Origin of the sequence: Chelativorans sp. (assembly GCF_031180965.1) — a bacterium.
Classification (GTDB): Bacteria; Pseudomonadota; Alphaproteobacteria; order Rhizobiales; family Rhizobiaceae; genus Chelativorans.
On sequence record NZ_JAPSLH010000032.1, the window covers coordinates 33744 to 44190 of the forward strand.

Sequence of the window (10447 nt, forward strand, 5' to 3'; positions counted from 1 at the left end):
CCAGCGTTCCGGCGGAGATCGTTGTGCCGCCGGTATGGCTGCTACTGCCCTTGAGTGTGAGGGTGCCGGCGCCGGACTTGGTGAGCGAACCGCCGCCGGAGATGTTGCCGGCAAAAGCGCCGTCCGTCGCCTGGTCGAAGACCAAGGCGGCGTTGTTGACGATGTTGCCGGCTAGGCTCTCGGCGTCGCCGACCAGCGTTCCGTTGGAAATATAGGTGCCGCCGGCGTGGTTGGCCGTTCCGGTGAGGGTTAGCGTGCCGGTCCCGGCTTTGATGAGCATGCCCCCTCCGGAAAACTCGCCGGCGAAAGTATAGCTCGCGTTGTTCGATCCAACGGTCAGGTTCTGCCCGGTTCCGATATCGACCCTTCCCGCTCCGGTCAAAGTTCCGATGGTCTCGGTCGCTGCGACACGGTAGGTTCCATCAACCACAAGATTGGAGGCGGCTGAAAATGTCGAGCCGCCTGTGGTGGTCAAGGTTGCGCCGGAGGAAACCATCACGGAACTGACGTCGCCCGCGCTGCCGGACCAGGTCGTGTTGCCTCTGAAAATCAGCTCCGGCGTGATGATGTTGCTGGAAAAGTTACCGCCATTGATGATAACGGTTCCGGCGGTTCCGAGAGTGCCGCCGCCCTGCACGTTGTTGAGCTGCACATTGTGGCTTGTGAAATCAAATATCGAGCCGCCCCCGAGGGAGACGGAGTCGATACTGGCGAAATCATCTGCAGTGCCGCTTTCGAGAACTGTCAGCCGCAACCCGCTTCCGACGGCAACGGAGCCGACATTCTCCAGCGCGCCACCGAGCATCGCGTCGCGCTGCAGAAACGTCAGCGCAGCCACATTCTGAATCTCGCCCCGGAAAAATGCTCCCCTGACGACCAAATCGCCGCCGCCGCTGTCAACGGTTCCAAGGCCGGAAAGATTGCTCAGGCTGGCGTCGCGCCCCCCGTAAGCGACCGTTGCGCCATCGGCGACCGCAACCGACTGCATAACGGTGGTGAGAACGCTGCCAGGCGCATTGCCGAAGGTGACTGTCCCGGATTGGATATTGAGGATGGGGAGGGGAGACGCGCCCGTGAGTCGTGTCCTGTCGATGACAATCGTCCCATCGTCGCCCTGAGCGCCCAGGTTCAACGTCGCTCCGTGGTCGATCCACTCGAAATTGACCGTGAGGGTCCCGCCCGTGGCGACCGAAATCGTTCCGCTGTTCACCTCGAGCACGCTCTGAAGGGTATCGACGGCTGGAGTCGTATATCGCAGATGTCCGCCTTGCAGTCTGATGCGATCAGTGGTGATCTCGCTGCCGCTGGAAATTTCCCTTTTATCCGCGATATCCGTATAGCTTTGCGCGAACGCACAACCTGTGTGGATTCCACACGCTCCTGCAGACAAAGCAGCGAACATCAGGAGTTGTCGATTTAGCATCGGCTCTAAAGGTGCGATAAATGAGAAATGCTTAACGCAAAGGACTGAAGCCTTTGAAGGGCCAAAGCTTCGTAAAGCATGCGTCGACGCGATGCAAATACTGAGAGAATGGCGCGCGGCGATCTCCTCGATACAGGATGGCCATCGGGCGGTTCCGGTCGGCTATTCAGGCGAGGAGATGCAAGTCCAGACGACGATCGCCAATGAGGTCACCTCATCGTGGTGAGGACATCGGTCGCGTGCCGGAGGTCACGAGCCGCCGCAACCAATTCGGCCGGGAAAGAAGAGATGGGTGCTTTGCGGATGCGGTAGCACGCGGCTTGTGCGGCCCGCGAGCTCACTCTTCAAGGAGGCAGCGTCCTCGGCCTGTCCGCAACCGCCGGAGGTCTCCCGATCCGCGCCATGACGGCGGGCGTGGTGCTCGCGGGCTTAACGGACCATGGGCAGACAAAAGGGCGCGATCCTATGCCTTGAGGTGGAGGGTGACCAGAACCGTGCAGGAGGCGTCGTCCTCGAATGAGGCCACCACCCGCAGCCAGCTGCCGAAGTGTGTAAGCCGCGCCACGGCCATGCCGTCCTTTTGCGAAGGCAGGCGCATCTCGGTGCCCTCCGGAACCCAGTGCATGCCGTCCGGCGAGATCTCGACGCGCGCCAGCGGGGCAGGGCCGACGGGTTCCTTGAGCGCGCGCACGAAGACGATGGCTTCCCGCGCCCATCCCGCTTCATAGGGCTCGCTGGCCGCCTCTCCGGTCCAGGTCTCGTTGCGCGCGAGGATCGCGGTGATGTTCTCAGGCAGCATCAGAAGTCACCCGAAATGCAGATGGAATCGACATAGAGGAAGGCGCGCTTGGCCACATCCGTTTCGGCAAAGAGGCAGAAGTTGAGCATGCACCAGAGGTTCTTCATGGCCGGCATGCGGATGGATTCGAACCCGCTCATGTCGAAAACGCGGTCGTTGCACTGGAAGGAAAGCGCCTTCATCTCCGCCACATCGAAGTCGAAGCGCAGATAGCTCCAGTTCACCTTGGTGGCGATCTCGTTGTAGCACAGACGCTGGCTTCCGCCCGGCAGGTCCTGCCACCCCTCCGGCGCCAGGTGATAGTGGCTCAGAATCTTCTCGCCGTTACCGACCGGCTGGAATTTCGTCGTCTCGTTCTTGAACTGCCATTTCTGCAGGTGTTGCCCACCTTCCGCGTTCAGGAACCTGAGGTGTGGCATGACGCGCTCCGCCCCTCGGTCGCGGTCGCCGCCCTGCAGATCGAAGAGGAAACCCACCGAGCGAACATCCGTCTCCCCCAGCTTCAGCTCCGTCGCCTCCGGCTTGAAGGTAAAATACGCCTCGAAGCGAATCGGGCCGCGCTTGCGAAAGGTGAGCCGCTTGATGGCGACATTCTGCGCGCCGGGGCGCGCGCGGGTAGCGATCTTGAGCGCGTAGGATCCGCTCATGCCGCCATGCGAGCCCGCTTCCCAATGGGGTAGCGTGGAGAGCATGGCGCTCGTGTGCTGCGCATAACCCGGCAGCATCGTGTCGAGCGTATCCTCATAGTTGCCGACGAGTTGCGACCAGCCGCAATGCCCGCGCGAGAATTCGTCCAGGGTGATGATGCGGGGCAGCGGGTCGAACCGGCTGAGCGCCGGATTGGACAGGGTCATCGCCCGGCGTAACGCTTCGCCAAGATCGCTGCTGGTGTCGCTTCTGCTCAACATCGTCTCCGATTGCGAAAAATTTATTGGCTGCGCAGGCTGCGCACCGCGTCCCAGTCGATCTCCAGGCCGAGGCCGGGTCGCTGGGGAACGTCGATCATGCCGTTCTTCTGGCGGAAGGCTCCGGGCGCGAGGTCGGCAAGCTGCGTCTTGAACGGGCTTGCGTCCGTCTCACTCTCCATGACGCGGAAGTTCGGCATGGCGGCCGCAAGATGCACGCTCGCCGTTTCGCAGATGATGCCGGACATGCCGATATGCGGCGCATAGGCCACGTCATGGTTGCGCGCGAGTTCGGCCATGCGCCGCGTCTCGCTTATCCCGCCGGCGCGCGCCACGTCCGGTTGCAGGACGGAGAGGGTGCGGTTGATCACCAGCCGCATTGCCTGGTCGAGGGTGTAATTGCTCTCGCCGGCCGCCAGCGGTACATCACAGAGCCGCCGCAGCTCCTCATATCCTTGCTCGTTCTCCGGCGCGAGCGGTTCCTCGAACCAGCCGTAGCCGTTTGCGGAGAGCGCCCGGCCCACTTCCACGGCCTCGTCCAGCTGATAGGCCCAGTTCGCGTCGACATAGAGTTCTACATCGTCGCCGGCGCGCCGGCGCAGCTGCTCGATGCGGCGGCAGGCATCCTTCACCGGGCGAGCGATCTTCACCTTGATCCGGTTGAAGCCGCGCTCGAGATAATCCTCCAGTTCGCGCTCCGCTCCGGCATCGTCCACCCAGTTCACGGAAGCCGCATAGACGGCCACTTCCGTGCGCCCCACGCCGCCCAGAAGCTTGTAGATGGGCAGGCCGGCGGCTTTTCCAAGAATGTCCCAGAGCGCGATGTCGACCCCGGCGATCGCCTCCACCAGCATCCCGCCGGCGCGGCCGGAGAGGGCGCGGCGCATGGACAGCCAATGGGCACCGATGTCGCGCGGATCCTTGCCGATCAGGCGCGGCTTCAGCGATGTCTCGATCAGCTCCGCATAGGCCTTGGGCGAAAAGCGCGCCAGCGCTTCGCCGACCCCCGTGATGCCCTGATTCGTGCGGACTTCCACGAGCACGATCGACACATCCGTATAGGCGCCCCAGGAGGTGACGGTGGATTTGGGCAGAGTCTGCGTCAGCGGATGAGCGATGACGTCGGTGATACGCAGGTCAGGGGCTGCCGCAGACCTGCTCTTATCATCCAGCCGCTCGTATCCGCCTTCAGTGCTCGTCGCCTGCATTCCCAACCCGCCTCGTCGTCTCGCCGCCAGTCACTGAACTCGCGCCATTCTTAGCCGAGACTAGATAGCTGCGCAACTATCAAACTTAGTTGCTATGTTGAAAAGTGCGTGCTAAGAGGCGGCGTAAAAGAGGACTTCATGAGCGCTGCAACCACCGACTCGCCGCTGTTTTCCGCCAAGCTTGCTGTGCCATCGCGCCTGGCTGACGCGGTGTTCGAGGCGATTGCCGACGCCGTCTTCGAAGGCCGGCTCGCGCCCGGCGATCCTCTGCCGTCCGAAGGCGAAATCGCGCGGGAGTTCGGCGTGAGCAAGCCCATCGCCCGCGAGGCTCTGCGGCAGTTGGCTGGCGCCGGCCTCGTCCATACCCAACAGGGCAAGGTGGCGCGCGTGAAGGCGCTCAATGGCGAGCCGCTGGAGCGTTTCTACGGCTTTGCGATCCGCTCCAGCCTGCAGCGCCTGCGCGAGGCCAACGAGATGCGCCTTGTGGTCGAGACGGGAATTGCGCGGCTCGCCGCCCGCCGCCGCGCGCCCGAGGGGCTGAAGGTGATGAAGGCGGCCGTGGACGATATGGAGCGTGCGCTGCTCAACCCCGAGGCCTTCACGGAGGCGGACATCGCCTTCCATCACGGCCTTGCGCTTGCCACAGGCAACACGATGATCCGTGTGCAGGTGGAAGGGCTTCGGTCGGTCCAGCGCGAGGTCTCCGAACTCTTTTCCCGCCGCAGCAACCGCACCGAAGCCGACTGGGCAGCCACTGTGGAGCGGCATCGGGCGATCTACCTGGTCATCGACGCTGGCAACGAGGACGGTGCCGAGAAGGCGATCGTCAAGCATTACGAGGCCGCGGACATCGCCTCTTTCGAGGTGGCCGGCGGTCAGGAAAACTGGGGCGGCAGACGATGAGCGCCGGCCGTTTTTCCCTTGCCGGCCGGAAGGCGCTGGTCACGGGAGCTAACTCCGGTATTGGCCGGACCATCGCGCTCGCGCTGGCCGATAGCGGCGCCGACATTGTTCTCCATCACTTCAACGACCGCGACGGGGCCGTCGCTGTCTGCGCAGCAATCGAAGGGATGGGCCGCGCCGCCGCTATCGTTGAGGCTGACTTCACTACCAAAGGCGAGGCTGAAGCGCTCGCCAGGGCGATAGTTGAGCGGCATGGCCCGATCGACATCCTGATCGCCAACGCCGCGATCGAGCGGCGCGGATCATGGAAAGAGATCGATGTCGCCCACATAGAAGCCCATCTTGCTGCCAATTTCACCTCGCTCCTGCTTCTCGCCCAGGCGCTCGTGCCGGAGATGTCGGCGCGCGGCTGGGGCAGGGTGGTGGCGATCGGCAGCGTTCTGGCCAGGAGACCGCGGGCCGAAACGGTGGTCTATGCCGCGTTGAAATCCGCCCAGCTCACCGCTGTCCGAGCGCTGGCGCGGGAGGTGGCAGGAACTGGCGTGACGATGAATGTGGTTTCGCCCGGCGCCATCGAGACCGAGCGCAACGCCCATCTCTACGCAGATGCCTCATTCCGGCGTGCCGTAGAGGCAAAGATCCCGGTCGGCCGCGCCGGCCGGCCGGGGGATTGCGTCGGCCCGGTGCTGCTCCTTTGCAGTGATGCCGGGGGCTACATCACCGGCGCCGACATTCCCGTCGACGGCGGTTGGTCGATCGGCGACGCACCCACAACAGCTGAAACGAAAAGGGAGGACATCTTATGAATCTGCGAAGGAAAATCCTGGCCGCCTCGACGATCCTGTCGCTTGCGGCGATGTCGGCTCCAGTTCTTGCCGAAGAGCTGCGCTTCACCGTTTGGACCGGCGGCGAGGCGCATCTGAGGATGCTCAACGAGATCGCCGAAAGCTTCAAGGTGACGCACCCCGACGTGACGGTCCGCTTCGAAACCATCCCCGCGGCCGATTACACGCAGAAGCTCACCTTCCAGCTCGCGGGCGGAAACCCGCCGGATCTGGGTTGGATGATGGAGGATGCGGCGCCGACTTTCGCGGCCGCCGGCGTGCTGATGGACCTCGGCCCAACCCTGCGCGAGGCGGAAGGCTACGACTTCGCCGATTATTCGCAACCGGCGCTGGGTCTCTGGACCGACGGGGAGGCTGTCTACGGCGTCCCCTTCTCCACCTCACCCTTCATGATCTTCTACAACAAGACGCTGTTCGATGAGGCAGGCCTCGAAGATCCGCTGCAACTCGCAGCCAGCGGGAAATGGAACATGGACACATTCCAGGAGGTCGCCCGCACGATCAAGGAGAAGACCGGCAAGTGGGGCTTCGAGTTCAAGGATGGGCAGGGCTATGAATCCCGCATCATGCACGCGCTGATGCCGCCGATCCGCGCCTATGGCGGCGATGTGTGGGCTAATGGCGAGTGCGGTTTCGACAAGCCGGAGGCGGTGCAGGCCGTCCAGCAGCTTCACGATATGGTCTTCAAGGACAAGTCCATCGTGCCGCCCGGCGAGCAGGGCGACTATTTCTCCGGCTCCTCCGCCATGACCATGAACCAGATCTCGCGCGCCTCCAAGATGCCGGAAGCAGGCTTCGAATGGGGCATCGCGCCGCTTCCCTCGGGACCCGCGGGCGAGTCGCCCGTGATCGGCCAGGCGGCAATCGTCGTCTTCGAGCGGGGCGAGCAGAAAGAGCTCGCCGCCGAGTTCGTCGCGCACATGACCAACAAGGAGAACGTCGCCAAGATGGCGCAGTTCTTCCCGCCGGCGCGCAAATCGGTGCTCGAAAGCGAGGCCTTCACCTCGGCGAACGCGATCATCCCGCCGGAGCAGATGGCCCATGTCAGCGACGCCATCGAAAAGGGCAAGGTGCTGCCCAGCCACGAGAAGAGCCCGCAGATCCTCGCCGCCATGGCGCCCCGGGTAGACGCTCTCTGGAAGGCTGACGCTGACGTCAAACAGGCGCTCGACGGCGTCTGCGCGGCCATCGAGCCGCTGCTGTAATCGCCGGCCAATGGCGGATACCCTTACCGATAAGACCTCGGCGCGCACCTGGCGTGCGCCGAGGCTCACTCTCCGGCGGCGGGAGGCAATCGAGGCGTGGCTTTTCGTCAGCCCGACGGTCGCCGGCTTTCTCCTGTTCTTCCTGGGGCCGCTCGTTGCGGTCGTCTATTTCAGCTTGACGGAGTGGAACCTGCTCACCCAGGAGGCCACCTTCGTCGGCGTGAAGAACTATGTGGACGCGCTGTCGCAGAATCCCGACTTCTGGCACGTCCTGCGTAACTCCTTCGTCTTCGCCATCGGTCTCGTGCCGCTCAACATGTCGCTTGCGCTGACCCTGGCGCTCGCTCTGTCGCGGCCCTTCCGCGGCGTCGTCTTTTTCCGCACGGTCTTTTTCGCGCCCGTGGTGACCTCCGCCGTCGCCTGGGCCATTGTCTGGCGGTTCCTGCTGCAGGGCGAAGGGGGCGCGGTCAACCAGCTCCTCGCCATCGTCGGCATCGGCGGGCCCAACTGGCTGCGCGAACCCGACTGGGCGATGGTCGCCGTCATCGTCACCCGCGTCATCAAGATGGTGGGGCTCAACATGATCCTCTACATCGCCGCCCTGCAGGCGATCCCGCGCGATTATGAGGCGGCGGCTAGACTCGAGGGCGCATCGAACTGGCAGATCTTCCGCATGGTGATCTGGCCGCTGCTTGCGCCCACGACGCTGGTGATCTTCGTCATCACGATGATCGGCTCCTTCAAGGTGTTCGACCACATCTACCTGATGACCGGCGGCGGACCCGAGAACGGGACGCTGGTGCTCGCCTTCTACATCTACGAGCAGGGCTTTAAGTTCTTCAATGTGGGCTACGCCTCCGCGCTTGCCATGATCATGTTCGTCATCGTGCTTGTCCTCACCGTGATCCAGATGACGCTCAGGCGAAAGGACATGCGATGACGCTGACCACCCGCCACACCCGGCTCGTCTCGCACGTCTGCCTCATCATCGCACTGTCGGTGGTGGCGGTGCCTTTTGTCTTCCCGTTCCTCTGGATGGTCTCGTCCGGCTTCAAGAGCGCGACGGAGATCTTCGGCCAGCCATCGCTCATCCCGCGGGTATGGCGGTGGCAGAACTATCTCGAGCTTTTCGAGTATCAGCCCTTCGCGCGGCAATATTTCAACTCGATCTACATTGCGCTCGCGGTCACCGGGCTGACGCTGGTCATCTCTTCGCTGGCGGGCTATGCGCTCGCCCGCATGCGCTTTGCCGGGGCGGGGCTTCTGATGCTCTTTCTCCTCTCCGCCCTCATGGTGCCGGAGGAAGTGACAATCATCCCGAATTTCTTCCTCATCCGCTCTATGGGGCTGATGGACACGCACGCCCCGCTGATCCTGCTGCCGGTCTTCGGGTCGCATGGCGTCATGGCCACCTTCCTGATGCGGCAGTATTTCCTCGCCATCCCCAAGGAGCTGGAGGAGGCCGGCCGGATGGACGGGCTGTCGCGTCTGGGCATCTGGTGGCGCATTGCGCTCCCCATGTCCCGGCCGGCGCTCGCCGCCGTCTCCATCATCACCTTCCTCTTCTCCTGGAATCTCTTCCTCGAGCCGCTGGTCTTCATCAGCTCGCTGGAGAAATTCACGCTGCCGCTCGCGCTCAGCAACTTCACCGATTCCTATGGTCTTCCGCTCTGGCATCTGCAACTGGCGGCAACGAGTCTTGCGGTGGTGCCCATCCTGATCGTCTATCTGATCGCGCAGCGGCAGATCATCGAGAGCTTCGCCCTTTCGGGGGTTAAGGGGTAAAACATGACCAGCCTGACACTGCGCAATCTCAAGAAAAGCTTTGGCTCCACCGAGGTGATCAAGGGCGTGGACCTCCAGGTCCACGATGGGGAGTTCGTCGTCTTTGTCGGGCCGTCCGGCTGCGGAAAGTCGACGCTGCTTCGGATGATCGCGGGCCTGGAAGATATCACCGCGGGCGAGCTTTATATCGGCGACCGCCTGGTCAACGAGGTGCAGGCGGCGCAGCGTGGCGTCGCCATGGTCTTCCAGTCCTATGCGCTCTATCCGCACCTGACGGTCAAGGAGAACATGGCCTTTGGCCTGAAGGTCCGCAAAGTGCCTGTCGAGGAGCGGGAGCGGCGCGTGCAGGATGCTGCAGCGTCTTTGAAGCTCGAGGCGCTCCTCGGCCGATACCCGCGTGAGCTCTCGGGCGGACAACGTCAGAGAGTGGCGATCGGCCGCGCCATCGTCGGCAATCCGCAGGTCTTCCTCTTCGACGAGCCGCTCTCCAACCACGACGCTGAGCTGCGGGTCCACATGCGCTCGGAAATCGCGGCGCTCCACAAGCGCCTCGGCAACACCATGATCTATGTCACGCATGACCAGATCGAGGCGATGACTCTTGCCGACAGGATCGTGGTGCTGCGTGAAGGCAGGATCGAGCAGGTTGGCTCGCCGCGCGAGCTCTATGAACGGCCCGACAATCTGTTCGTAGCGCAGTTCATCGGCAGCCCGCGCATGAACGTGCTGCCCGCGGCTTCCGTCGCAAGTCGCCTTTCTGCCCGCGAGCTGGACGTCGGCCCCGCCGAGGGAATCGGCATGCGGCCCGAGCACATCTCTGTCGTCGAAGCCGGATCAGGCCTGCTGCGGGGCACCGTGACGCTGCGCGAATATACCGGCGCCACCACACTCCTTCACGTGGCAATCAATGGTGGCAAGACGGCGCTGGTGGTCCACAACGGCCAGAACATGCCGGAGGCCGGCGGGGAAGTGGGGCTGGAGATCGCGCGGGAACACCTGCACCTCTTTGACAGCCAAGGACGGGCGATCCGACCCCTGGCGCGCGCGGCGTAGTTGCGCAGCAGGTATCCGAACTGGCCGCCTATTCTTTGCGCGGCGTGCCGGGTAGCCGTGGTCGTGCACAGACCTAATTTCATCCAGAAGTTCGGCCGCGAGTCGTTCCCAGCGCGTTGGGCGAGCGCCATCATTCATGCGCCGTCGGGATCGCAAGCGTCTACGCGGTCCCCCCGCGCATGCGGGGATAGGCTTCAGCTGCCGCTCCACGGCACCGCGATCGGGGAGGGCAGCGCCAGTGTGTCAAGCCAAGGCCGAAAGCCGTTCTGCCGTCTCAGGCATTCGTTTCAAGCTTGCGTTGATCCGTTGACGCCAGCGAGG

At 63.5% G+C, this 10447-nt stretch carries 11 protein-coding genes; 7 read left to right on the forward strand and 4 right to left on the reverse strand.

Going from position 1 to position 10447, the window contains the following annotated elements:
• Nucleotides 1-1402: autotransporter-associated beta strand repeat-containing protein (locus RIN79_RS18635; protein ID WP_309086191.1), on the reverse strand; the 1402-nt coding region annotated here is incomplete at its 3' end.
• Between the two features lie 112 nt (nt 1403-1514).
• On the opposite strand from RIN79_RS18635, the gene RIN79_RS18640 reads away from it, so the two are divergent.
• Nucleotides 1515-1649, forward strand: coding sequence for a hypothetical protein (locus tag RIN79_RS18640; protein WP_309086192.1), 135 nt, complete (start codon nt 1515-1517; stop codon nt 1647-1649).
• 237 nt (nt 1650-1886) lie between these two features.
• Here the strand turns inward: RIN79_RS18640 and RIN79_RS18645 are convergent, their stop codons facing one another.
• The 3 genes from RIN79_RS18645 to RIN79_RS18655 form a co-directional block, all read right to left on the reverse strand.
• The gene (locus RIN79_RS18645; RefSeq protein ID WP_309086193.1) at nt 1887-2222 is read right to left on the reverse strand and encodes a hypothetical protein; all 336 of its coding nucleotides are present in this window, start codon (nt 2220-2222) and stop codon (nt 1887-1889) included.
• Complete coding sequence (locus RIN79_RS18650; protein WP_375165976.1) at nt 2222-3076, reverse strand: DUF6772 family protein; 855 nt, start codon at nt 3074-3076, stop codon at nt 2222-2224. Before RIN79_RS18650 ends, RIN79_RS18645 begins: the two co-directional genes overlap by 1 nt.
• A gap of 74 nt (nt 3077-3150) precedes the next feature.
• Complete coding sequence (locus RIN79_RS18655; RefSeq protein ID WP_309086195.1) at nt 3151-4335, reverse strand: mandelate racemase/muconate lactonizing enzyme family protein; 1185 nt, start codon at nt 4333-4335, stop codon at nt 3151-3153.
• A 138-nt stretch (nt 4336-4473) separates the two neighbouring features.
• Here RIN79_RS18655 and RIN79_RS18660 point away from each other — a divergent pair, with 138 nt between their 5' ends.
• The 6 genes from RIN79_RS18660 to RIN79_RS18685 are packed head-to-tail and all read left to right on the forward strand — an operon-like array spanning nt 4474 to nt 10126.
• The gene (locus RIN79_RS18660; RefSeq protein WP_309086196.1) at nt 4474-5238 is read left to right on the forward strand and encodes an FCD domain-containing protein; all 765 of its coding nucleotides are present in this window, start codon (nt 4474-4476) and stop codon (nt 5236-5238) included.
• Nucleotides 5235-6044, forward strand: coding sequence for an SDR family NAD(P)-dependent oxidoreductase (locus RIN79_RS18665; RefSeq protein WP_309086197.1), 810 nt, complete (start codon nt 5235-5237; stop codon nt 6042-6044). The genes RIN79_RS18660 and RIN79_RS18665 overlap by 4 nt, the downstream gene beginning before the upstream one ends.
• A gap of 50 nt (nt 6045-6094) precedes the next feature.
• Nucleotides 6095-7288, forward strand: coding sequence for an ABC transporter substrate-binding protein (locus RIN79_RS18670; protein ID WP_375165977.1), 1194 nt, complete (start codon nt 6095-6097; stop codon nt 7286-7288).
• Between the two features lie 10 nt (nt 7289-7298).
• Entirely contained in the window at nt 7299-8228 is a 930-nt protein-coding gene (locus RIN79_RS18675; protein ID WP_309086199.1) for a sugar ABC transporter permease, read from the forward strand.
• Nucleotides 8225-9073: a carbohydrate ABC transporter permease gene (locus tag RIN79_RS18680; protein ID WP_309086200.1), complete on the forward strand. Its 849-nt coding sequence runs from the start codon at nt 8225-8227 to the stop codon at nt 9071-9073. Before RIN79_RS18675 ends, RIN79_RS18680 begins: the two co-directional genes overlap by 4 nt.
• Nucleotides 9074-9076: 3 nt before the next feature.
• On the forward strand, nt 9077-10126 hold the full coding sequence (locus RIN79_RS18685; RefSeq protein ID WP_309086201.1) for an ABC transporter ATP-binding protein: 1050 nt from the start codon (nt 9077-9079) through the stop codon (nt 10124-10126).
• Nucleotides 10127-10447 lie beyond the last annotated feature (321 nt).

What these genes read in the sequence shown, in the direction of transcription:
- RIN79_RS18640 (WP_309086192.1), top strand. Translation starts at nt 1,515, where the DNA reads ATGCAAATACTGAGAGAATGGCGCGCGGCGATCTCCTCGATACAGGAT.
- RIN79_RS18670 (WP_375165977.1), top strand. Translation starts at nt 6,095, where the DNA reads ATGTCGGCTCCAGTTCTTGCCGAAGAGCTGCGCTTCACCGTTTGGACC.
- RIN79_RS18655 (WP_309086195.1), bottom strand. Translation starts at nt 4,335, where the DNA reads ATGCAGGCGACGAGCACTGAAGGCGGATACGAGCGGCTGGATGATAAG.
- RIN79_RS18685 (WP_309086201.1), top strand. Translation starts at nt 9,077, where the DNA reads ATGACCAGCCTGACACTGCGCAATCTCAAGAAAAGCTTTGGCTCCACC.
- RIN79_RS18665 (WP_309086197.1), top strand. Translation starts at nt 5,235, where the DNA reads ATGAGCGCCGGCCGTTTTTCCCTTGCCGGCCGGAAGGCGCTGGTCACG.
- RIN79_RS18675 (WP_309086199.1), top strand. Translation starts at nt 7,299, where the DNA reads ATGGCGGATACCCTTACCGATAAGACCTCGGCGCGCACCTGGCGTGCG.
- RIN79_RS18650 (WP_375165976.1), bottom strand. Translation starts at nt 3,076, where the DNA reads ATGACCCTGTCCAATCCGGCGCTCAGCCGGTTCGACCCGCTGCCCCGC.
- RIN79_RS18680 (WP_309086200.1), top strand. Translation starts at nt 8,225, where the DNA reads ATGACGCTGACCACCCGCCACACCCGGCTCGTCTCGCACGTCTGCCTC.
- RIN79_RS18660 (WP_309086196.1), top strand. Translation starts at nt 4,474, where the DNA reads ATGAGCGCTGCAACCACCGACTCGCCGCTGTTTTCCGCCAAGCTTGCT.
- RIN79_RS18645 (WP_309086193.1), bottom strand. Translation starts at nt 2,222, where the DNA reads ATGCTGCCTGAGAACATCACCGCGATCCTCGCGCGCAACGAGACCTGG.